Annotated in this window: 18 protein-coding genes and 2 tRNA genes; 11 read left to right on the forward strand and 9 right to left on the reverse strand. The window is 52.2% G+C overall.

Annotated elements, in window-relative coordinates; all coding sequences use genetic code 11:
• Window positions 1-291: 291 nt before the first annotated feature.
• From EPA93_RS24715 to EPA93_RS24730, 4 genes are all read left to right on the forward strand, one after another.
• A tRNA-Ser gene (locus EPA93_RS24715) sits at window positions 292-381 on the forward strand.
• A 1-nt stretch (window position 382) separates the two neighbouring features.
• A tRNA-Trp gene (locus tag EPA93_RS24720) sits at window positions 383-453 on the forward strand.
• Between the two features lie 372 nt (window positions 454-825).
• Window positions 826-1,269, forward strand: a complete 444-nt coding sequence (locus tag EPA93_RS24725) for a hypothetical protein (RefSeq protein ID WP_129890066.1) — start codon at window positions 826-828, stop codon at window positions 1,267-1,269.
• A 205-nt stretch (window positions 1,270-1,474) separates the two neighbouring features.
• Window positions 1,475-1,771: a hypothetical protein gene (locus EPA93_RS24730; RefSeq protein WP_129890067.1), complete on the forward strand. Its 297-nt coding sequence runs from the start codon at window positions 1,475-1,477 to the stop codon at window positions 1,769-1,771.
• Between the two features lie 37 nt (window positions 1,772-1,808).
• Here EPA93_RS24730 and EPA93_RS24735 read toward each other — a convergent pair whose 3' ends face one another.
• The 6 genes from EPA93_RS24735 to EPA93_RS24760 all read right to left on the reverse strand — a co-directional run bounded on the left by EPA93_RS24735 (window position 1,809) and on the right by EPA93_RS24760 (window position 10,290).
• Window positions 1,809-3,032 (reverse strand): sensor histidine kinase, encoded by a 1,224-nt coding sequence (locus EPA93_RS24735; RefSeq protein ID WP_165423372.1) that lies wholly within the window; start codon window positions 3,030-3,032, stop codon window positions 1,809-1,811.
• A gap of 462 nt (window positions 3,033-3,494) precedes the next feature.
• Window positions 3,495-4,265 carry a DUF2182 domain-containing protein gene (locus EPA93_RS24740; protein ID WP_129890069.1) on the reverse strand — a complete coding sequence of 257 codons (771 nt, stop codon included), beginning with the start codon at window positions 4,263-4,265 and terminating at the stop codon, window positions 3,495-3,497.
• Between the two features lie 35 nt (window positions 4,266-4,300).
• On the reverse strand, window positions 4,301-4,570 hold the full coding sequence (locus EPA93_RS24745; protein ID WP_129890070.1) for a metal-sensing transcriptional repressor: 270 nt from the start codon (window positions 4,568-4,570) through the stop codon (window positions 4,301-4,303).
• 310 nt (window positions 4,571-4,880) lie between these two features.
• A complete protein-coding gene (locus EPA93_RS24750) occupies window positions 4,881-7,103 on the reverse strand; it encodes an ATP-dependent Clp protease ATP-binding subunit (RefSeq protein WP_129890071.1) in 2,223 nt (740 codons plus the stop codon).
• 554 nt (window positions 7,104-7,657) lie between these two features.
• Entirely contained in the window at window positions 7,658-8,383 is a 726-nt protein-coding gene (locus tag EPA93_RS24755; RefSeq protein ID WP_129890072.1) for a VC0807 family protein, read from the reverse strand.
• Window positions 8,384-8,712: 329 nt separating this feature from the next.
• A complete protein-coding gene (locus tag EPA93_RS24760; protein WP_165423373.1) occupies window positions 8,713-10,290 on the reverse strand; it encodes a lysylphosphatidylglycerol synthase transmembrane domain-containing protein in 1,578 nt (525 codons plus the stop codon).
• A 496-nt stretch (window positions 10,291-10,786) separates the two neighbouring features.
• Between EPA93_RS24760 and EPA93_RS24765 the strand changes: the two genes are divergently transcribed.
• Window positions 10,787-12,028: an acyl-CoA dehydrogenase family protein gene (locus tag EPA93_RS24765; RefSeq protein WP_129890074.1), complete on the forward strand. Its 1,242-nt coding sequence runs from the start codon at window positions 10,787-10,789 to the stop codon at window positions 12,026-12,028.
• A gap of 25 nt (window positions 12,029-12,053) precedes the next feature.
• Window positions 12,054-12,815 carry a histidine phosphatase family protein gene (locus EPA93_RS24770; RefSeq protein ID WP_165423374.1) on the forward strand — a complete coding sequence of 254 codons (762 nt, stop codon included), beginning with the start codon at window positions 12,054-12,056 and terminating at the stop codon, window positions 12,813-12,815.
• Here EPA93_RS24770 and EPA93_RS24775 read toward each other — a convergent pair.
• The gene (locus EPA93_RS24775; protein WP_129890076.1) at window positions 12,812-13,735 is read right to left on the reverse strand and encodes an ATP-grasp domain-containing protein; all 924 of its coding nucleotides are present in this window, start codon (window positions 13,733-13,735) and stop codon (window positions 12,812-12,814) included. The genes EPA93_RS24770 and EPA93_RS24775 overlap by 4 nt on opposite strands.
• 404 nt (window positions 13,736-14,139) lie before the next feature.
• Here EPA93_RS24775 and prfA point away from each other — a divergent pair, with 404 nt between their 5' ends.
• From prfA to EPA93_RS24790, 3 genes are all read left to right on the forward strand, one after another.
• Window positions 14,140-15,216, forward strand: coding sequence for a peptide chain release factor 1 (prfA, locus tag EPA93_RS24780; RefSeq protein ID WP_207229200.1), 1,077 nt, complete (start codon window positions 14,140-14,142; stop codon window positions 15,214-15,216).
• Between the two features lie 276 nt (window positions 15,217-15,492).
• A complete protein-coding gene (locus tag EPA93_RS24785; RefSeq protein ID WP_129890077.1) occupies window positions 15,493-16,239 on the forward strand; it encodes an HAD family hydrolase in 747 nt (248 codons plus the stop codon).
• Window positions 16,236-16,925: a hypothetical protein gene (locus EPA93_RS24790; RefSeq protein WP_129890078.1), complete on the forward strand. Its 690-nt coding sequence runs from the start codon at window positions 16,236-16,238 to the stop codon at window positions 16,923-16,925. The genes EPA93_RS24785 and EPA93_RS24790 overlap by 4 nt, the downstream gene beginning before the upstream one ends.
• A 115-nt stretch (window positions 16,926-17,040) precedes the next feature.
• Here the strand turns inward: EPA93_RS24790 and EPA93_RS24795 are convergent, their stop codons facing one another.
• Both EPA93_RS24795 and EPA93_RS24800 read right to left on the reverse strand, forming a co-directional pair.
• Window positions 17,041-17,775 (reverse strand): cysteine hydrolase family protein, encoded by a 735-nt coding sequence (locus EPA93_RS24795; protein ID WP_129890079.1) that lies wholly within the window; start codon window positions 17,773-17,775, stop codon window positions 17,041-17,043.
• 101 nt (window positions 17,776-17,876) lie between these two features.
• Window positions 17,877-18,629 carry an NUDIX hydrolase gene (locus tag EPA93_RS24800; protein ID WP_129890080.1) on the reverse strand — a complete coding sequence of 251 codons (753 nt, stop codon included), beginning with the start codon at window positions 18,627-18,629 and terminating at the stop codon, window positions 17,877-17,879.
• A gap of 382 nt (window positions 18,630-19,011) precedes the next feature.
• Here EPA93_RS24800 and EPA93_RS24805 point away from each other — a divergent pair, with 382 nt between their 5' ends.
• Together EPA93_RS24805 and EPA93_RS24810 are read left to right on the forward strand one after the other, a co-directional pair.
• Window positions 19,012-22,185: a helicase C-terminal domain-containing protein gene (locus EPA93_RS24805; RefSeq protein WP_129890081.1), complete on the forward strand. Its 3,174-nt coding sequence runs from the start codon at window positions 19,012-19,014 to the stop codon at window positions 22,183-22,185.
• A gap of 319 nt (window positions 22,186-22,504) precedes the next feature.
• A complete protein-coding gene (locus EPA93_RS24810) occupies window positions 22,505-23,803 on the forward strand; it encodes a hypothetical protein (RefSeq protein WP_129890082.1) in 1,299 nt (432 codons plus the stop codon).
• Window positions 23,804-23,809: the final 6 nt, after the last annotated feature.

Genomic DNA, 23,809 nt, shown 5'->3' on the forward strand with positions numbered 1-23,809 from the left:
TGGCCGGTCTGCCCCAATTAACCATTGCGGGGCATGGGAAAACTCAAGGGCGCTGCTGGTTCATCCCATGCTCTGCAGGCTCGCTTTCCAACAGCTTCGAACTGGTCCTATTGTGGTCAGGCAAATGGCTGTAAATTTTAGCAAATATCTGATAAATTGCCGGCGAAACGCTTGACAGGGCGATATGGTTTTGGTATACTCATCTCAGTTCGCCGGTACTGTCAACTATTAATGTTACTGAACGGCGATATGTAGAACAGGCCTGATGGCAGGTTCTATGAGCGTTTTTAAGGAGAGGTCGCATAGTGGCCTAGTGCGGCGGTTTGCTAAACCGCTGAGGGGGCAACCCCTCCGAGAGTTCGAATCTCTCCCTCTCCGCCATAGGGGTATGGCATATCGGCTGTGCAACGCTCTCCAAAAGCGTCGAGGGGGGTTCGACTCCTCCTACCCCTGCCTGTGTAACAATCACTTGAATGTTAAAATTCAGGTGATTTTCTTTTTGTTTAGTTTCAAGATTATATGACTCCTCTAAGCATCATCGATCCTTCCCGTAAAAATCTATCTCTCCAGGTAACTTTAAGACTATTCCCTACTCACACAGCTCTTGCTTACTTTACGCCTCCGAACTGGCTTTTTGCTGGCGACTTTTCTCTTAACAGCTCTTCCTCATAGGGAACTTATCTCTAATATTACAATTAGTTCATATTTTGAATAAAATTACATTATTTTATTGACATTCTCTGTAGTTACATCTATATTACCCTCCAGTACTGAACTGATAGCTATCTTTAAATACATATATTCGCTTTGGAGGGTGGTTAAGGTATGAAAAAAGTCTGCCCAGGCTGCAGCCAGGAGAGAGATGTTGAAGAGGACTTTCGCTGGAAACACAAAGCGCGTGGTATACGCCAGAGATGGTGCAAATTTTGCCAGGCTGAGGCCAATAGACGCCATTATCAGAACAACAAACAAGTCTATCTCAACCGTGCAGTTGTACGTAACACATATGTAAACAATGAAAATAAGCAACGACTCTATGCTTATTTATTAGCACATCCCTGCATCGATTGCGGCAATACCGATATACGCTGCCTCGATTTCGATCACGTCAGCGACAATAAAGCCTGCGATATATCAAAAATGCTCAATAGGGCTCTATCCTGGTCTATCATCGAAGCTGAAATCACCAAATGTGAGGTCCGCTGTGCCAACTGCCATCGCCTCAAGACACTCGAAAGAAGTCAGCAATGGCGCTTCAGGCAAGGTTAAATGATCCCACGCTATCCTCTTTTGCAAAATCAAATATTGGAGGTCCTTCATCATGTCCCGAAAATACTGCAATAGTTGTGGCAAAGAGAGACCCATAGAAGAGTTTAACTGGAAGAACAAAGCTAAAGGCATACGCAATTCCCGCTGTCGCTCATGCACAACAGAGTATAGCAGGAAACATTACGAGTGCAATAAACAGTTATATATGAGCAAAGCAAGAAAGCACGATTTGCACACTTATGAGGTAAACAGACAGCGTATTTATGATTATCTTGCTACGCATCCTTGTGTTGACTGTGGCTGCAAAGATCCACGCGTTCTTGAGTTTGACCACGTAAGAGGCGTTAAAGTAGACGAAGTGTCAAGGCTACTAAGCAATAAAACTTCCTGGCCGCGCATCGAAGCCGAAATCACCAAATGCGAGGTGCGCTGCGCCAACTGTCACCGCATCAAGACCGCCGAGCGTAGCGGCAACTGGTGGCGCTGCCAGCTTGCCCAATAGCGTGCTGGCAGGCCAAAAATTAGAAAAAGAACCACGCCTAGTGGACAGGCAGCTCTATGGTAAATTTACTGCCCTGCTCCGGCTCCGACTCGCACCAGATGCGCCCGCCATGCCGCTCAACGATATCCTTCGAGATTGCCAGCCCCAGGCCCAAACCTTGCTTTGAGGAGGCCTGGGCATCGGGAGTGCGGTAAAACGTATCAAAGATGAGCTCCTGCTGATCTTTAGCAATCCCTCTGCCATGATCCTGCACCTCCACGATCACATGGCAGCCGTTACTGCCCACACAAATCTCCACAGGGCTCTCCTCGGGCGAGTACTTCACCGCGTTACTGATGAGATTGACCAGCACTTGCGAAAAACGATCCTTATCTATCTGCAATTCCACAGAGCTTGGAGCCGCCTCCAGCACAATCGTGCGCCCGGTCAGCAACTGCTGATCATCTACCACTTCCCGGCAGATCTCACGTAGATCACATGGTTTCTTATGCAGCTCAGTCTTTCCGGCCCGCATCCGGCTTACATCCAGTAGCTCGTTGACAAGAGAAGTTAAACGCGTTGTCTGGTCGTCGATTTTCTCAAGCGTCGTACGCAACCCATCCATCTGTGATGAGGACTCTTTCTGCTTCGATATGCGGCGCAGAGCCAATTGAGCCTGACCACGGATCGTAGTAATTGGCGTTTTTAACTCGTGTGAGGCAATGGAGAGAAAACGATCCTTCATTTGATCCGCGTCTTCCAACTTCTGATTAATGACCTCTAGCTCGTCCGCATAGCTCTGCAACTCCTGCTCGGCCGCCAGAGCATTCAAGCGCGCGCGCTCGCGCTGCGACGTAATAATCGCAATCGTCAGACCAGAAATGACAAAGGGGATCAGCTGCACAAAGCCCTGCCAGTTGGTAAAGTCGGTATATCCGGCCGAAGGCAGCACAAAATAATCAAGCACGAACGTGCTCAAGATTACGGCTACTAATGATGGCCCTCCACCCCAAAGCAGCGCAATAAACAAAACAGCCAGAATACATAGCGAACCGGCAAAATAAAAGTGCCCGGCCAGAAATCTTTGTACAAATAATGTACCCAGCACAGTTAAGCCTATCAGAGGAAATGCCGCAATATACCCAATGGGAGCACGACGCCATAATGGTACATCCGCAAAGTAACGCTTGCGCAACTCTGCTCTCTGCTCAAAGCTCATACGCTTGAGGCGCGGCTCTCGACGGTCTGTATAGGCATTCGTACGCGTGGCTCTCATTTCCATGCCTGCTCTCCACATAGAACTATCTTTCGCTATAGCAGTGTAACACAATTAGATGAGTTTAAGCAAACTCTACAATGTTAATATATCTTACCTGACTCACTCTTATTATGGCAAAAGATAATTTATTGTTTATTTATGCATTACCATAATACGAGCATTCTGCCATATCCAGTATATTGAGGGAAAAATGTAATTGATCTATCGCAAACTAATAGCAGATGACCCTCACTGCAAAACAGGCAGTCACTGCAATAAAACCGTATCTCGCTGCAGACCAGTGATGACCTCCAGGCAGTTTTCCAATAATCCTCTATATCATTCTATAGAATGATACGTCAAAGCTCGTCTTTGTGTTACTTACAGATGACCTTTATCCGGCAGCAAATACAGAGCGTTGCACCAGACAAGAACAGGGCAGAAAGCTTACAGCCGGCCTACTGCGTGATAGTCATTACCACCCTATCAGAGCAAAGCCGCCCACAACAGAGCCAGCAGTAAAAACGCTCCTCCAACCACAAACCTGAAGATACGCACTTCGGGTAACCCCTTCTCTAAGAGAATAACTAGAGCAACCAGAGCCATAGCTAACAGATTTTTTCCTCCCAACCCGAACGTCACCAACATTAATGCCCAGCATGAGCCAACACAATACCAGCTATAGCGCCATCCCAGGGCACCTGCCGTACGCAAGCCAGAGCCCTTACATAAGCTCAGATGTGCCCCACAGCCCAGCAAACAGCGCCGCTTAAAACGGCAAAGCTGGAAGCCACCGGCCAGCGCGAAAAGGACAAGCGTAATTACTTCCGCATGCTGATAGAGCCATTCCCAGTGATTGACAAGCCAGTGTACACATGTATCGCCAAGAAAGGCCAGCACACCAAAGATCGTCCAGACAGCCGCATACACAAGAAGAAAGATTGCCTGCATCTTCCAACCGCCCCTCCCACGCTCAGGGACCAGAAGAAAAAGCGTTGGTAAAGTAGAGGGAAGCATCATAGCCAGAGTCATCACCTGCCACATGAGCAAAAACACGGCAAGTGCGAGCAGCCAGGGTAGATGACCCGAGTTAAGTAGATAATCATGGTCAAATAGAACTAACTGGTTCGTCAAAGTAGCCATGAATAAAGCCAGCCAGGCTACTAGAGCAAGCGTCCAGGGCCATAAAATGCCCAACCGGGACCAGCGGCCTCCCACCTTCCCAGTTGACAAGCTAATCTCGTTCTCGCTTTCCATCCAGATACCTCATTGCAGCTCATCGCGCCAGACCTTTAGCGATTGCCGATAAGGCCATAGATTTCCAGAAGCTCTTGAATAATTGCCTCCTCGCGCCCTTCTCTCATGCCAGCCGATACACAGCTAGACATGTGCCCCTCCATAATAAAGCTTTCCAGCTGCTCCAGAGCCTTACGGATAAGCAAGGCCTGATGCAAAATATCGGGGCAATATGCATCCTCGGTAATGAGTTGGCGCAGCACAATGATCTGCTCTCTGATCAAGGAGAGCTGCTGAAGTGAGCCCTGACGGCAATCGGTATGCATAAATACACCACCTTAGAAAAGCAGCAGAAATATCCCTCAACGCGCTCCATTCCTACCAACATACAATACTATTTTCATCTCTATTTCAACGTAGAGGCAAGGCAATGTACCGCAGATAGTTCATCAGTTTAAAGAGCTATTTCCAGCTTGATTCTTCATAGCCCCTAACACATTTTATACTCATTAATAGATATAAAGCAAGCAAGGCCTCAAAGTTTATACATATAAAAAGCCCATCCACCGCTCCCTTTTGAGGAAGTAGTGGACGGGCTACTGATTGCGAGGTGAACACTCGCGCGTAGTTTATCTATTATGCGTGTTGGGCAACCGCCTGGGCGTTTACCACGATCTGACCATCGCTTACCGAGAGAACCACGGTCTGACCCTCAGCGATCTTACCATCGAGCAAGGCATCTGCCAGAGCATCATCGACATGGGTCTGGATAGCTCGGCGTAACGGACGAGCACCATACTCCTCATCAAAGCCTTCCTCCAACAGCAGATCGCGCACCTCATCACTGACCTCTAGAGCCATACCTTGCTCCTGTAGGCGGAAGCGAACCTGATTGAGCATTAGATCGACGATGCGATAGAGCTCAACTTTGCCCAGAGCATGGAAGACAACTATCTGGTCGATACGGTTAATGAATTCTGGGCGGAAGATCCGCTTCAGATTATCCAAAGCCTTCGAGCGCATTGCCTCGTGCTGCTCATCGCGTGCATCCTCGTCACGTTTGGCCGAGAAGCCGATACGAGCTGCGCGCTTGAGATCAGAGCTACCAGCATTGCTAGTCATAATCACTACGGTATTCTTGAAGTCTACCGTGCGACCCTGACCATCGGTAAGACGACCATCATCCATAATCTGCAACAGGGCGTTGAAGACTTCCGGATGCGCCTTCTCAACCTCGTCCAGGAGGATTACGCTATATGGGCGGCGGCGGACCTGCTCGGTCAACTGGCCACCTTCATCATAGCCAACATATCCCGGAGGGCTGCCAAACAGGCGAGCTACAGTATGCGGCTCCATGTATTCCGACATATCCAGCCGGATCATGTTCTCTTCGCCACCAAAGAGCTCGGCGGCCAGGGCCTTGGCCAGCTCTGTCTTACCAACACCTGTCGGTCCAAGGAACAGGAACGAACCGATTGGCCGCTTGGGATCTTTCAGGCCAGCGCGTGAGCGCCTGATAGCCTTGGCGACAGCCGAAATCGCCTCATCCTGGCCAATGACCCGCTTGCGCAGATCGCTCTCCAGATTCTTCAGATTCTGCCGCTCGCTCTCTAGCATCTGGCTTACGGGAACACCGGTCCAGTTCTCAACCACGCGAGCGATATGCTCAGGGGTGACGATCAGCGAAACCATCTCGCTTGACTGACCGCGTGCCCTCTCAAGTTTAGAGAGTGCCAACAACTCTTGCTGACGTAAGAGTGCGGCGCGCTCATAATCTTCAGCATTAGCCGCAGCCTCTTTCTGAGCCTGGATATCAGCCAGCTCTTTTTCGAGATCGGAAATCGAGGTTGGGCTGATGATGCCTTTCTCGCTCGCCTCTAAGCGCAGAGCAGAACCGGCCTCGTCCATCACATCAATTGCTTTGTCTGGCAAGAAGCGATCGTTGATATAGCGATCAGAGAGCTTGACAGCCGCTTCAATTGCTTCATCGGTCACGCTTACGCCGTGGTGCGCTTCATAGTTTGGTCGCACCATCTGCAGCATAGTAACAGCCTCTTCAGCCGAAGGCTCACCTACCATCACAGGTTGGAAGCGGCGCTCTAGCGCAGCATCCTTCTCAATATGCTTGCGATATTCATCAAGGGTGGTCGCCCCAATACAGCGCAACTCGCCACGAGCCAGGGCAGGCTTGATCATGTCGCTAGCCCCAACCGCACCCTCAGCAGCACCAGCCCCGACAACTGTATGCAATTCATCTATAAAGACAATAATTTCGGGCGCCTGGCGCAATTCCTCAAGGATCGATTTGACCCTCTGCTCAAACTGGCCACGGAACATCGCACCGGCCACCATGCCACCAATATTTAGCGAGACAATACGCTTGCCGCGCAGCGTGGGCGGGACATTCCCTTCGTTTATACGCCGGGCTAAGCCCTCGACAATGGCTGTCTTACCAACGCCTGGCTCACCAATCAGTACAGGGTTATTCTTCTGGCGTCGTCCCAGCACTGTGATGACGCGACGCAGTTCGCGATCGCGGCCCGCCGCCGGGTCCAATTTTCCTTCAGCAGCCTCAGCCGTCAGGTCTCGTCCAAACTGGTCTAAGGTTGGTGTTTTACTATCTTTAGCTTGCCTCTGCGCAGTCGCGGTATTTACGCCACCGGCAGCGGAGGCAGCATTATTCTTGTTAAAGAAACCAAAGGGAGCACCTATTGCACCATCAAGGCCTTCCATCTGCCCCATGGCTCTCATCAGTTCGTCAGCGCACGACTGGCACAGGTAATGATGCTGGCGTCGTCCGTTAACCATCTGATCGATGCGTACACTGGCAGAGTTCTCTTGGCAACGTTCACATTTCATTTATGTATGCTCCTCATCTTTCAGATGTGGCGTTCCACATGTATGGTATTAGCAGACAATCGAGGCGACTGCTAAATTATAGCAGAGACAACTCATTCTGTCTAGCACTCTCTTGCCATGATTGCTAATTCACTATCTATAACATCGGGAAGAGGAAGATTATTCCCCTCATAGTCTTCTTCTGGATCTTTTCACTTCTTATGGAGAGCAGCGTAGTCAGTGTATGCTATACCCTCTTTATGCCGCTATGAGAAATAGCTTCCTTCATGACGCTCTCTCTTTTTCTTGCGCCCTACGCTTTTTCGCCTCTAGCGATGCGGCAACTGTATCCTACACTGCTACATTCAAGGATGTGATGTCAGATTATATCACGGCATCTTCGGCCATGTCTAGCGCTCTTCATCCCTGATTGCTAATTCACTATCTATAACGTGTGATAGGGAGGAGTTATTCCCACCAAATATCTCTTTTTGGAACGTTTAGCAAAGGTGCTCAAATAAAAACAGCGTACCACAAGTGCGCACGCTGTAGGGCAGCCTAAAATCAGGCTTTGCTCAAGCGCCTTTTTCCTCCACGACTGGAGTTGCAGAAGTTTCTTCACGCTGCGCCATCAAGGCCTGAGCCCGTTTGTTTCCTTTACGCGAGTAGAGCATCGTCCAGACAATCACAAGGCCCATCGTGCCATAGAAAACAAAAGGCGAGATCAGCAGAAATTCTTGCACGCTCAATATAAAAGCCAGAGCGGTACGTATAATCGCTTCAAGTACAAAAGCCAGGCCCCAGACAATCGTGGAGACGCGCATAGAAATGCGGAAGCCGCGATACTGCCAGAGCGAATTAAACCAAGCCACTTTTTCCGGCACATTGCCTGTGGCAAAGTGGCGCGCAAAAAAGAAGCCGAGCGGACGCGGGAAGAGAAGCGAAACGAGATAGGCCAGGCCAAAGGCACCTGTAAAGAAAGATTCACGAACCAGGTAGAGGCGTGGGCTCCCGCCAAGGAGCATCAGGAAGAGACTAATGGCAATTCCAGCCAGGACAATACCTGCGATAAGATCAATACGGCGTTTGCGAATCACGCCCACAATAGAGTCTATTATTGGCGGAACGCCAGAAAGAAGCAAAGCCCAGATCTCTGGCATTCGCGTGTAGCTGGTTAACAGAGAATAGATAATGAATGGTAATGCTCCGTTGATAAGGATGCTATAACCAATACCAAGCGTACTGGAAATCATTCTAGCTTTTTTAGAAGCATCAGCGTTGAGCGGGGACGAGTTTGCCACTACAAGTAACTCCTCTCGTGCGCTGCCTGGCAAGATAAGGCAGATAGCATTCAGTTTAGCAATAGATGTATCAAGGTTTCTTGAATCTATAAAATCTATACGAGGTATATGCCGACAATGTTGCATGGGGATGCTTGCTTATGAATAAAGGCTTTTGTACAGGTGTGCATAAGACACGTCACAATATACTCTATGTATTGCACAAAGACAATATTCTTGAGGGGAAAATGGCAGCTTGTGCTTCCAGGCCATAAACCAGCACTGCCATGAGAAAACCCCTGGCCTTCTTACATCTAGTCAGTCTTGCTAAGTTGATCCACATCAGCAAGCTAGACGCGAGATGACATCGCCTCTTCTGCTTTTGCCGCTCCCGAGCCGCTGGCCTCACTGCTACTCTGGACCCGTAAGGCACTGGCGATGGTCAAGCCCATGGTGCGCAGACAAATCAAGGCAGTGATGGTCATGACGATAGCAAAGAGGGGATGCGAAAATAGAAACATTGCCGTGACGCTATCCCTATTAAAGCCCAATAGATTGCTAAAGACCAGGCCTCCATAAAATTCGTTACTGCCCACACCACCTGGCGGCGAGGGCAGAATCGTAAACATATTATAGGTAGTATAGCCGAAGATAGCCGCGCCAAAGCTCATCTTGCTCAGACCGATCGTCCAGAACGAGAAGAGGGCAAATAAACCATCGCAGGTAACTGCCAGGCATGTCAACAGGATTGCCGGGATAAATGTTCTGGGATTGCTCGCCGCGGCGAGCAGCGAATCGACAAGGCCCATGGCAAAGCCCTCGATTTTGCCACCAATTCCTTTGGGCAAAACTTTTAATACCAGCTGGATCAATTTGAGCGCTCGGCCACGATTCCAGGCAGTTAAGGCAACAACGAAGATCAGGCCTAGCAAAATGCCGCCTACAGTCCCTAAAATGATCCAGAGCGTGGCATTCATCGAGACGCCAATAAAGGGCACAATAGCCATAATAATGAGGGCTGGCATCAAATCAAGGGCCTTATCCATGGCAACTGTGGGCAGCGATTGGCTGATCGGAATGCCCGCGATACGCTTGAGCATGAGGCTCTTGGCCACTTCTCCTCCCTGCACGGGCAAGGCAAAGTTAATAAAGACCCCCACCAGGAAAATCTGGATGGCCTTAAGCGTCTTGACTTTTCCCACCCGGCTGACAAAAAAGCGCCAGCGCGCCCCGCGTATAGCATACGAGGCGACACACGAGAGGGCCGCAAGGCAGGCAAAGAGGAGACCCTGAGGCGTTGTCAGGCTCGCGCGCAGAATACTAATGGTCTTGGGAATATTGATGCTACGAAAGACGAGGAAGAGCATAATTGCGCCGAAGATACAACCCAGGGCAATTCTGACCGCCGGCATGCCGAGAAGCTTTTTCCAGGTTGGCTCCGCTTTAGGCGCAACAGGAGTCGCAGGGACGGCAGGCATGGAGACTGTTTTCATCTTTGAGACAACCGGCAACATGCCTGTCTCGCGCACGTTTGACCACCACTCAACATTGTTGACGCTTGCCGCTGATCCCGCCCCTCCTGGCCTGGAGGGAGCAGCCGGAGCAAGCTTTACCGCGCGCATCATGCCACTCAGTTGCATGAGGTGCAAAGTACTCATACGGCTAAAATCAAGATCTTCCTCCAACTGCTCATCCAGCTGCGCATAGGCTAACTGTTCTTCAAGAATCTGGCGACGCGATTTCCCAGCGGCTGGCTGCTTTAGGAGATCATTGATGTGCTCATAAAAGAGAGGCGATGAACCTTGAGGAAGAGGGAGAGCCATGGTAGGCTGTTCGGCAAAATCTGGTACTTTTAGCTGCTCATCCTGACTTTGCGCCCCCATTTCTTGCTTTTCCTGGTCCCATAGCTCATTATGTGTATGTTCCATAAATGAATGAGGGTGCTTAAACAGGCTTCCCAAATTTTGCCCTGGCACAGGGGTGTGCGGATCTTGTTGCATGCCAACCTCACAGACGTAGTAATGGCGTTAATAAAGAATTATTCAGAGATTATCTATAAGAAAATAAAAACGCAGGCCTTTTTACTCTGGTCCAGGCAAGATATATAACGCTGCGCGCGGGCTTATCCCTCCCACAAAATTGCACAACTATATACTTTCTCTTCTTAGCATGCGCCGATATATACTGTCAAGTTGGCGCTATTTGATGGGGCGATAAGGCTATTTCTGCTTTCCTAATGCTTTATCCCTTCCCCTCTTTTTCATGGTATGTGTGGCTATTCTTCATTCTCTTCTTCCCAATAATTGACTCCAACAGCCCTTCGTCGTTTTGCCCAGCCGGCAAGATGGAACTGCTCATAAAGCATGTGATATATTCAACAGGGACGGCCAAACCGGACCGCAAGCAGATAAAAGGAGACGGGGTATGAACTTTGCTTACTCAGATAAGGTCAACGAACTGCGCACGCGCCTGACTGATTTCATGGAACGCTCTATTTATCCTCACGAGCAAACGTATCGCGAGCAGATTGCGGCTTCAGGCAATCCTCATCATCACGCCGAGATTGTGGATGAGCTCAAGGCCAGGGCCAGGGAGCAAGGCCTCTGGAATCTCTTTCTGCCCGATCGAGCATATGGGGCCGGGCTCACGAATCTTGAGTACGCACCACTGGCCGAGATCATGGGCCGCGTAGGCTGGGCCTCAGAAGTATTTAATTGCGCAGCTCCCGATACCGGCAACATGGAGATTCTTGTCCAGTTTGGCACGTCTGAGCAAAAGCAACGCTGGCTACAGCCCTTGCTAGCTGGGGAGATCCGTTCGGCCTTTGCCATGACCGAGCCAGAGGTGGCAAGTTCCGACGCCACAAACATTCAGCTCACAATTCGACGTGACGGCCCTGACTATGTGCTCAATGGCCACAAATGGTGGATCTCCGGTGCAGCCCGCGAGCGCTGTCAGATCTTTATCGTGATGGGCAAAACTGATCCCGACAATCCCGATCGTCACAGTCAGCAGAGCATGATTCTTGTGCCCCGCAACACGCCAGGCCTCACGGTAAAGCGCAACCTTCCCGTGATGGGTTATGTCGATAATGAAGGCCATTGCGAGATCCTCTTTGAGAACGTGCGCGTGCCGGCCAGCAATTTACTGGGAGAGGAAGGCAGCGGCTTTGCTATCGCGCAGGCCCGCCTGGGACCCGGACGCATTCATCATTGTATGCGCTCTATCGGTGTGGCCCAACGCGCGCTTGAGCTCATGTGTCAGCGCGTGGCCTCGCGGGTCGCCTTTGGCAAGCCTTTGGCAGAACAGGGCATGATTCAGGACTGGATTGCGCGCTCCCAGATCGAGATTGAACAGGCCCGCTTGCTCACCCTGAAGGCGGCCTGGACTATCGATAACCTTGGCAAGAAGTCGGCAATGAACGAGATAGCCATGATCAAAATCAGCGTTCCAGAAGTGCATACAAATGTGCTTAACCGAGCTATCCAGGCCTTTGGCGCCGCCGGGCTCAGCGATGATTTCCCTCTTGCCTCTATGTGGGCTCACGGTCGTACGCTGCATATTGTCGATGGGCCCGATGAGGTGCATAAGCGCGCGTTGGCCCGCTCCGTCGTACGCCAGCTCTCAAACCAGCCAGCCAACCCTAAGCTCTTCCTTCAATATTAAGGAAGAGAAAGTACATTCCTTAAAAATGAGCAGCGTTTCCAGCCAGGAGCAAGCCCATATCTTTCTTCTGGCCATACTCAAGCTAGAAAAGAGCCTTATGCAAGATCCCTTTTTAGCTCGCCATGAGCATGCCGCAGAGCTTTATCTTATCCGTCACGGCGATGCCATTCCAGGACCAGATGAGATCATTCCCAGCGGGATTTATAACAACTTGCCCTTAAGCCAGAAAGGACGCAGCCAGGCCCAGGCGCTGGCCAGGCGGCTCAAAAATGTTAGCTTTGCCGCCGCCTATAGCAGTCCTCTCAAGCGTTGCCTGGAAACAGGCGCTCCCTTGCTTGAACAGCTTGACATGCAGGCCATCCTTGTCGAAGAGCTCAAAGAGGTTCGCCTTGGTAGTATTACGCCAGTGCCAGAATTCCAGCAGGGCGACGACCTTACCCCGCTTACCGAAGCTCTGAGAGCCCGTCAGGCCGAGATTGTGCGCCTGGCCGCCAGCACAGGCACCTGGGATAGCATTCCTAACAGCGAAGCCTCTCGCGCCTTTCGTCAGCGCATCGCCAGCGCTCTTGATGAAATCGCCCAAAGACATATAGGGGAGCGCATCCTCGTCTTCGCGCACGCAGGTGTCATCAACGCCTATGCTGCCGAAGTACTGGGACTGGCAAAAGACTTCTTCTTTCCCTGCGCCAACACCTCTATTACTATCGTCCGCGCGGCCGATCAGCAGCGCGTGCTTTATGTGCTCAACGATATTGCCCATTTGCAAGGAAGCCTGGCACAGAGCTAATTCATCTGCACGCGCCTGACACTGGGGTTATAACGCATAAGCTGAGCTGCAACCAGCTTCGACTCTTGCCGCCGCAGCACCTTTTGCTTCTGAATAGAGAGCACCTTACGCTCTCTACTGCGGCGGCAGCGATAAGCCGCGTGCAGGATGTACTCGGCAATCGAGGCAACCTTACGGGGCACGCCATAGAAGCTGGGAAAATCATTGATATCCACAACCATCAAGCCTTGAGGGGTTTCCAGTACATCCACACCATAGAGATCAAGGCCAAATACCTGCCCTACGCGCCGCGCCAGCTTGAGCATCTCGCGGTTCACCGGCACCTCTTCTTCCTGGACACTATCATGCAAAGGCGAGCTTTTTGCAATCGCATGGACTTCCTGGCCGGTCACGTACAGCTTGATATCAAAGCCCGTATTCTCGACATAATGCATGGCCAGATAGTGAGTTGTTTCATCCAAGCTTAGCGCCGCCATCTCCTCTGGCGTGCGCACAAGGTGAATATCCTGCAACGACGTGCCATTGCTCGGCTTCACTACCACCGGATAGATCTCATGCGGCACTTTGCCCAAGGCCCGCGGATGGCCAACAAAATAGGTCAAGGGAATAGGCAGGCCGCGCGCGTAGCCATAAGCAGCGGCAACCGCTTTATCGCGCACAAGCCGAATAGCGCGCGAATTATTAATTGTGGGTATCCCTACAGCTTCCGCAGCCTCCAGAATAGTCAGCCCAGGCCCATCCGAGACAGTTTTTAAGACATAGGCGTCATAGTCAGTAAGCGATAGGTCGGTAAGGCTGGTAACAGCCACGTATGGTTGCAGCACTTCAATTTCATGCCCCCATTGCTCTAACTGGTCAGCAATAACCATTGGCATTGGCTTATGAACATATTTTTCCTCTAAGATAAAGCAGAAGCGCATGCTTAATCCCTCCTTCCAGCAGGATGATTAGCAGAGCATGGTAATTACCATCTGCCAGCGATATGTAGTATACGCCTATGAGTGTGCCATTGACTATGAGGTGGCTAACAAAATTCCGATTAGACCAGGTTCCCCTCTTCGTGATATAATAGGTGTGGGAGAGAATAGATGCTTCATTCAACCACAAAGAATTTCTGCTTATTATTTAGAGCGCGCTATGTGTGCCGCACAACGATTGAGCGCTATCTGCTCGCTGCAGGTTAGCGGCGCTCTAACACGCCCCTGAACTCTTCTTCTACCCATTATGAAGATATACCACAAAACTTTTTGTCAGTACTGCACTATGATGCTGCCTGCTTGAGCGCAGCAGGCGGATTGCAAGATATTGGAGGAGCCCAACTACAATGGACTTGATAGATAAGCTGGCTAATCTGGCTCAGCGCTATGATGAACTAAATAATTTGATGGCGCAGCCAGAGGTACTCGAAGATCCTTCGCTCCTGCAGCGCTATGGACGCGAGCATTCGGAGCTGGAAGATGTTGTCAATAAATATCAAGAGCTGATCGAGACTGATAAGCAGATCGCCGATACGCAGGAGATCTATGATAGCGAAGAGGGCGAGATGCGCGACCTGGCTTTTGAGGAGCTGGAAGGGCTGAAGCAGCACAAAGAGCAGCTGCTCGACGAGGTAAAGGTAGCCCTGCTGCCTAAAGATATTATGGATGAGAAAAACGCCATCGTCACGATCCAGGGCGGCGCTGGCGGCGATGAGGCGGCGCTCTTTGCGGCTGAGCTGTTCCGTCTGTATAGCCGCTATGCAGATAAGCATCGCTGGAAAATTGAGGTTATGGACCTCAACGAGGGCAAGCAGGGAGGCATCAAGGACGTTACCTTTGGCGTGAAGGGCAAGGGAGCCTATAGCCGCATGAAATATGAGGGCGGCACGCATCGCGTTCAGCGCGTGCCAGTTACGGAGGCCAACGGGCGCATCCATACATCTACGGCCAAAGTAATTGTCTTGCCAGAGGCCGATGAAGATACCGAGATCGAGATCAAAGATAGCGATCTTCGCGTCGATGTCTATCGCTCGACAGGGCATGGTGGCCAGAGCGTGAACACTACTGACTCCGCCGTGCGTATCACCCATCTGCCAACCGGGCTGGTTGTGACCTGTCAGGACGAAAAATCCCAGCTGAAAAATAAGCTCAAGGCCCTCACGGTCCTCAAATCGCGCCTGTGGGATTTACAGGAAGCCCAGCGCCAGGCCGAGTTGAGCAAATCGCGCCGCTCGCAGGTACAAACTGGTGATCGCAGCGAGAAGATTCGCACCTACAACTTTCCCCAGGATCGCGTTACCGACCATCGCATTGGCTTGACCCGTCACAACCTGCCGGGCGTAATGGATGGCGACATCGATGAATTTATCGACAACCTGAGCGCCGTTGACCAGGCCGATAAGCTGCAAAGTATGTTTGCCTGATGAGCAAGCCAGCTACCGCGACCTATAGAAGTCTGCTTTGTGGGGCTTATTCCAGCATGTGGAGTAAGCCCCTTTTCGCCTCTCCTGCCAGCCGTCTCTTGCTTGCACTTCCTGCAGGCATTTTCGCTACCTGCAGCCCAAATCCTCCAGCTCTTCTTGCGTAAAGATAACCCCTGCACCCTCTAGTAACGCAGCCAATCAGCATAGGCTGTGTTGACACGGGCAAAATAAGCATGCTAGACTGCTTTGTACCGCATAAGAAAGAGCAGGTTAAGCATGCCATTCGAACAGCCACAATCTATACGTACCATTTTCTTTGATGCCGGCTTTACATTATTGCGTCCCTTTCCATCGACTCCCGAGCTATGCCAGCGCGTCTGTAAAGAGCTCGATCTCCACATTCACCTTGACGAGCTAATGGACCGCATGACGGAGGCAGAAAAATTCTTTGTTAGCTATACGCGCCTCCATCGCGAGATCTGGGCCAGCGAGCAAGCTATAGCTGAGTTCTATACTGAGTATTATGTTCATCTGCTGCGTCCCTTTGTTGAAGAGCAAGATGAGAAGCGCCTCCATCAGCTCGCCCTCGCCATCAGCGAAGAGTTTGATAAACATACAAGCTGGGAGCTCTACCCGGATGTAATACCCACCCTTGAGGCCTTGCGTGCGCATGGTGGCTATACTATGGGCATCATTTCCGATTGGGGCATTGCACTCAACTCGATCCTGCACAGGCTGAAGCTTACCAAGTATTTTGATTGCTTACTCGTCTCTGCTTCGATTCGCCATGCCAAGCCCTCGCCAATGCTCTACGAGTTGGCGCTGCAGCGAGCCAATGCGATTGCCGATTATACACTTCATATAGGAGATTCGTACATCCAGGATGTTCTGGGAGCACGGGCAGTTGGCATCACTCCTGTATTATTAGATCGAACGGAAAAACTAGCCGCGCATAATCTTGACTGCGCCCTGGTCCACTCGCTGTACGAACTACTAGATCTATTGGAGGTTGAAAGGCCATGAGGGAAACCATCACTGCGCGTAACACGCTTGTCTTTACTGGAGCAGCGCTTGCCGCTACGGCGGGAGCACTCTTGACGCTGGGCGGCTATGTGCGACGCGAGATCGAGCGCCGCGGCTACCCTTCATGGGAAGACTGCCGCTGTAGCTTCAAGTCAAATCAAACTATTTTCCAGGTCTGGTACAGTCGCCAGGAGCAGCGGGGGGAAACCATCGTCTCGCAGGAATGGGGCTCATATCTTTCCAATCCACCACAGTGGGTGCGCCGTTTCCTCCATCACGGCTCGCAAGTGCTGGCTACGCTCAATCCACGCGGCCGCTATGTTGAACGCATCGCGCTAAGCCCACAAGAAGCCCATCGCTTTGTGACGCTGCTGCATACCGCAAGCGCTGGCGAGGCCCACACCGAGGAGTTCACAGATGACAGTGGACATATGGTATGGCGGCGGGAGATCCTGCATGTCTCACACCACCCACTCGATGCCTACGTGCGGCGCCTCTATCCCTCCCACGTTGCCCAGGAACGCAGCGCACAGGCTCAAACATTGCCAGCAGTCTGGGACCCACATCGCAACCTGCCATTGCCCATTGAGGGTAGCCTGCTCGAAACCCCAACGGGCACACGTATCGATTATATTGGATGGACTCCGGCCCAGATCTCTTACTGCACAGCCCGGCTAAAGCCATAGCATAGGGCGCGGGAGAGCAGACCCGCCGCATTCCAGCTCCCCTTGCCGTATTTGCAGTTTCGAACCAGCTGAGCCAGTTTTAAGCTACCTGCTGTGGTATAAGCGCACCCCGCGTTTAGGGAGCGCTGATCTCGCGTACCACCTCTACACCATTCAAGCGCATATGATAGAGGAAGAGCAGGTGCAGGGTATCGGCATCATGAGGCAAAGCGCCTATCTCTCGGGCTACCTCTACCGGGGTATCGTAGGTTTGTACCGCGTTCTCCGGCACAATGACGCGCATCTTTAAGCCATGGGCATTAGCATAGAGCTTCAAATGCAGAGCCATCTGATGCACGCAGAGATCGGTACAATCGCCTACAATCACTACAGCGCTAAGATTATGGTGTTTTTCAAGCCAGGCCCCCAGATCCGTGGCATGGAACGCGTTGAGCGAGTTTTTAGCCACAACTGTATAAAGATCAGCAAAGGGCAAGTTTGCCAACTCGGGTATGGTTTTGGCTTCGCTCGTACCCACCATGCAATGAGGGGGAAAATCGGCAAATTCTACAGCATCGGCCGGATGGCAATCTTGAGCCAGGATAAAATCGCGCACGCCGATGGCATGGGCATTCTGAAAGGCTGCAGTTACCGCCGGAATAATGCCCTTGACGCGCGGACTTGAGAGGACTCCTTCATGACAAAAGCCGTTAATCATATCAACACTGAATAAGGCGACCCGTCCAAGCTCCGCATCCACCGCCAGATCGCTCCAGGAGAGCGTGGGAAGTTGCTTTTCCCATTCTACTAGCGCCTGTAAAAAGGGAACTGCATGCTCTACAAAGTTTTCTGGGATCGTTGAGGTTGCCATTGCTCCATCTCCTTTTTAGCTGGCTGCGGCCCTCAGAGGGACCGAGAATACTTCTGCGCTCCTGCTGCCACGGTACAAGGCTAAACTGCCAGAAACAGGCCCTAGAGCTTATGTTCGGCGGCTGGATTAAAACGATAAAGGCGCGCCGGCCGATGCGTGCCCTCCATCTTCTTTGCACCAGTATCCTCAAGAATGCCTGTGGCCAGAATCTTCTTGCGAAAGTTGCGCTTATCTAGCTTCTTATGCAAAATCATTTCGTAGACACGCTGCAGCTCGCGCAAGGTAAACTGCTCAGGCAGCAGGTTAAAGGCAATCGTCGTGTAGTCAAGCTTACCGCGCAGGCGGTTGAGTGTATAGTTTAAAACTTTCTCATGGTCGAATGCCAGTGGAGGCAAGTCATAGACCGAGAACCAGCTCACATCGGCGGCATCGCTGGCAGCTCTGACTTGCAAGCGTTCAGAATCCAGCAATACAAAATATACCACGGTGATGACACGCGTACGTGGATCACGCCCAGGATCACCAAAAGTATATAGCTGCTCTAGATAGACATCCTGTACGCCGGTCTCTTCCTGCAATTCACGCTTGGCCGCATCCTCTAGCGATTCGTCAAAGTTTACGAAGCCACCCGGAATGGCCCACATGCCCTCAAAGGGCCAGGAACGACGCTTGATCAGTAATACCTGGAGGTCCTTCTGGCGCAGGCTCATGATCACTACGTCCACGGTGACAGAGGGACGCTGATATTTGCTCGCATCATAGTGATGGGCCTTGGCTTCCTCTGTCCTTGGTTCGGCGCTGCTATTGCTTTGCGCGCGCTCTTTTGCATTGCTTGAATTACTGTGCTCTTCCATCGGACATATAAATTCCTTAAAGTGTGCAATTTCGTATGCTGGCATCAGGAGATAAGATGTACAACCCTACTGCTAAAAAGTTGCTTTGCTTCCCCCTACCATCAAAAACCCGTAACAGGCCCCGTCCCTTAATTGCAGGGCCTCGACAAATTAGATAGCGTCGTCTATACTATAGATGCAGATCCCGCTTTTTAACCTCATGTCTGCATTCTATAGGAAGATCGACTTAGTGTAACACATACACTAATATACTACGCTGGCCCTACACGTGTCAAGAGGATAATGAAGCTCGATTGCCTCGCTCTTATTGTCCCACTCCTCCGCCTGTGATATACTTGCACTTGCACGAACAAATATCCTATCTGAGGGGAAATGAGGGAACATGGCAGAAGTAGAGCCGCAGCAGATCGGACCCTACGCAATTACCGCGCTGCTGCGTAAGAGTTCTACAAGCACCTTCTATCGAGGTAAACAGCGCAAAAAAGATCTGCTCATTCAATGGCTGGACGCTCCTTTAACCAGTTCTGAGGCCCGCGATGCTTTTCTCATGCGCGCAAAACAGCTCAATAAACTCAAAGATCGCAAAATTATCAATACGCTTGACGCGAACTTTGCCGGTGAGCATGCTTATCTGGTGATGGAATATGTGCAAGGCCAGCCTCTACAAGAACTGCTTACGGGAGCACCGCATCCCGCCCAGGAAGTGAGACGCTATCTCTCTCCCATCGCTGAAGCGCTGCAGTATGCGCATGTGCATCACACGCTACACGGCAAGCTCCACCCGGGCAGCATTCTCGTTGATGAGCGCAACAACGCCTTGTTAACAGATTTTACCCTGACGGAACCCGGTACGCTCCCCAGCCTTGATGAGGAAGCGCGCGCTGTTCCCTACATGGCTCCCGAACATTTAGATGGTCAGCCCACGGCGGCCAGCGATCAATACTCCCTTGCAGTGATTGTCTATGAACTGCTCTGTGGTCGGCGTCCCTACGACGCTACGCAGCGCACGCAATTGCGCCAACAACAGGAGCAGCTGGCCTTGCCCGAGCTCCATGCCTTCAACGCCGAGCTTTCGCCAGAGCTGGAACAGGTGATCAGACAGGCGCTTTCCTTCAAGCCGGAGGAGCGTTTCCCCCATGTTCAGGCCTTCGCCGACAACTATTTACACGTCCTGATGGGCATCCCGCTCAAACCAGTGAAGGTGGCTTCAACGCGTTCCAGGAGCGCTACCCGCCAGAGCCCCGAAAAGCCCACGAATGGCCTCGCAGCTCTCCCCAGCGAAAAGCTGAGCAAGCCAGAGGAGAGCGTCAAGCGCCCGCGTGGCACGCTTCCCGACAAAGAAGCGCTGCGCCTGAGTGTACTCTCGCCAGAAAAAGATCAGGAGGAAGCTGAGCGCGTTGCCGCCAAGCCTCTGCCCAGGAAGAGCACGCTCACTCTGGTACCCGAAAGATCCGCGCGGGAAGATAGCCAGGTGCTAACTGCGGAAAGCGGGCCAGGTAGTCAGGCAAGCAGAAATGGGCAGGAGACGCCGCCCGCCAAAGCCCAGCCCTCCGCCTCTCCCAGTAGCGCCCGCCTGCAGGCCATGGTTGTCGCGGACCTTGGTCAAGGTGGCATTCTCTCCCGCAGCCTCCCAGGCTACGAAGAGCGATCGGCTCAGATCGAGATGGCCACGCTTGTAGCCCGCTCCCTTACCCAGAATGTACCGGCGATTACCGAGGCCAGCACCGGAACCGGGAAATCTCTTGCCTACCTGGTGCCTGTGGTACGTTCGGGCAAAGTTGCAATTGTCAGCACTGCCAATAAAGCCTTACAGGAGCAGCTTTTCTACAAGGATATCCCCTTTGTCCAGCGCTATATCAAGCCCTTCGAAGCAGCACTGGTCAAAGGCGTCAATAACTATATCTGTATTGACCGCCTTGAAGATGAGCGGGTTGGCATGCAGTTCTATGCCAAAAACGTCGAGTTTCAACGCCTGTTGCGCACAGTCGCCGACCCCGATTCCGGCTTTAACGGCGACTTTGAGACGCTAGGCTTCCAGCTGCCAAAGGATGTACGCGGGCGCATCGCTACCGATAGCGATCAGTGCGCCTGGAGCAAGTGCAATTTCTTCTCGCAGTGCTACGTACGCCTTATGCGCGAGCAGGCCCAGATGGCCCAGGTCATCGTTGTGAATCATACCCTCTTACTGCTCGATGCAGCCCTTGACGGCTTCCTGCTCCCCGAGCGCGATGTCGTCATTCTTGATGAAGCTCACCATTTGGAGGAAGAGGCCACCCGTTCATTCACGATTACCATCTCGCCAACCCAGATTCAGACCCTGCTGGCTCAGCGTATGCTTAAGGATCACAGCACGCCAAGTCTGCAGGACGAAGTACAGAGAATTGCCCAGAATACCTGGCTGCGCCTTGAGCAGATTGCAGATCTGAGCTATAAAGGACGCACAAATCTAGAGGAGCCGCTAGAAGAAGGTCTGCGCCTCTCCTCTGCCATTGCCGATCTTGCCGATTCGCTGCGCAAACAGCGCCCCAAGGACCTGCCCGAAAAAGAGGGCCAGCTCTACGACAAGCTGCTCAAACGCACACAAAATCTGTCAGAAAACCTGCGCGTCGTCTTCTCGGTCTCGCAGACTAACAAATTCGTCTACTTTGTCGATCGCATCGAAGGCGCGGGAGCGCGTGGAGGCTTCACGCTTCAGGCCTCGGCCGCTCCGCTCGACGTCACCAACTGGCTTAAGGAACGTCTCTTTAACAAGTGCAATGTAATCTGCACCTCGGCCACCCTGGCAACCATTGGTCCTGATCCAGCCAATCCCACCGAGAAGGGACCCAATTTTGCCTATTTTCGCAGCCGCATCGGGCTCGATCCAGCCGAGCGCAACGACGTTATTGAGCGCATTCTCCCGCTCACCTTTGACTACGAGAAGAACGCCCTGCTCTACCTTCCGCGTCACCTGCCTGCGCCAACCTACGGCAGCGGTTCTGAAGGCTATATGAAAGCTATCGCCCGCGAGATGTACAGCCTGGTCAAGGCCTCGCGCGGTCGCGCCTTCCTGCTCTTCTCCAGCCGGCGCATGCTAGAGTATGCCTATGCCCTTATGGCCCCCCACCTTAGCGACTTCCCACTTCTCAAACAGGGGGAAATGACCCGCTTGGAGCTGACGCGCCGTTTCCGCGAGGAGAAAGGTTCCATCCTCTTCGGCCTCAAGAGCTTCTGGGAGGGCGTGGATATCGCCGGCGAGGCCCTTTCGCTCGTAGTTATCGACAAATTGCCCTTCGATCCACCCGACGATCCCGTACACGAGGCCCGCGTCGCCCTGATGAAAGCCGCCGGTGAGAACTGGTTTGGGACCTATGTCTTACCGCAAGCAGTCCTGCGCCTCAAACAAGGCCTGGGTCGTCTGCTGCGTACGCGCGAGGATCGCGGCGTAATGGCCATTCTCGATACCCGCCTGCACACAAAAGGCTATGGGAAGCTCGTTCTCAACGCCTTGCCGCCAGCCCAGCGTACAACAAGCTTGAAAGACGTCGAGGCCTTTTTTGCCGAAGATCATCCTTGAGCCCGGCCAGAGCGCAAGTACAATCTCCCCTCAAGCCCAATTCAAGCATCAACTCATCCTTTAGCACAAATAAATAAAAATATATCGACACACGTCTATTACCTCTGAAAAATGAAGGGTAGACAGACCCCCCCTACAAACGTTACAATAGACAGTGCATTCCGACACACGACATGACGTCAACTGTTTTATAGTACAGGGGAGTTCGCGCATGAGCAAAATAAAAATGCGCTGCATCACTTGCGGCAAGTGGTTTCAGTCGGCAAATGCTAAAGAAGTAACTTGCCCCGATTGCACGCAAAAGGCCAGGAGAGAAAAGATGGCAAACAGAACGCCGCCATCTACATTCAATAAACCCACAGGACTCAGCGGGTATGGACCAGGCGGCCAGACGCGGCCTGCGCCCCCACCCAAACCTAAGCAGCCTACACAAAGTGGTACTAACCATTGGCTCGATACGCTCAGCGATGTGAAAGTTGGCCAGCCTGACCAGCCATCGCGCCCTACATTCAACACTCCTCCTTACAGAGATAATCGTAGCAGCCAGGGACCTTATCGAGGACCCGGCAACTACCGTGATGAACGCGGACCTGGCAACTACCGTGACGAGCGGAGACCCGGAGGCTATCGCGACGAGCGTGGGCCCGGCAACTACCGTGACGAACGGGGACCCGGAGGCTATCGCGATGAACGCGGACCCGGCAATTACCGCGACGAGCGCTTCCACGAGCGCAATCACGGAGGCTATCGCGATGAACGCGGACCCAGCAATTATCGCGATGAGCGCAGCCATGGCGGCTACCGCGAAGGAGGTAATCGTGGCCCTGGTGGCTACCGTGAATATGAGCAGCGTGGCCCTGGCGCGTATCGGGTCAGTGGAGGTGCGGGACTCCCCGGAAATTATGGGTTGCGCCCACGACCTCCCATAGAAGGTGGCTTTGGTCGTGGACCTCGCCCAGAAAGAATCTCACGTCCTGGCGGCCCTAGAGGAGTGGCCCCAAGAGCACAAAAGCCACGGGCAAAGACCTTCACGCCAAGGCCTCCCGCTCCGCCTAAACCCAAGCGTGAGAAGACGCCGCCACCACCACCATTTACACCAACGCCAGAGCAGGTGGTCCAGGTCGAAGCTCGCTATCTCGAACTTGCCGCGCCTTCAGAGTTTGATGGCATTCGCACTCAGATCTCTAAGGAACTGGGCATTCCTAAAAAGGCTGTCAAAAAGATCGTTAAGGACTTGCGTAGCCGTCAGTGTATTCCTAGCTGGTGGGAAGTACAAACCTATAAAGGAAGCAGCGAAGAGCTGGAACGGATAAGAGGAGCCTACGAGCCGCTTCTCCCGCTTCCACCAGTTGGCGTACATAAGCAAATTGCGGACCAGTTGAATCTCAAGCCTGGTACAGTCTATCAGGCAATTAAGGCCATACGCCTGGAATTGAATCTACCGCAATACAATGATCCCGAGCTGCATGGGCCAGACTTTTTGCAGGAGGCTCAGAGCCAGGAACCTACCCCGGTTTCAACGCCCTCCGCCGATGGCACAGCCGTAGCTGAGGATCAGGCCAATGCCGGGGCGCTTAGCGTTTCTGCTTCCCAGGTAGCAGACGAAGCAACAGAATAAATTACA

Origin of the sequence: Ktedonosporobacter rubrisoli (genome assembly GCF_004208415.1) — a bacterium.
Classification (GTDB): Bacteria; Chloroflexota; Ktedonobacteria; order Ktedonobacterales; family Ktedonobacteraceae; genus Ktedonosporobacter; species Ktedonosporobacter rubrisoli.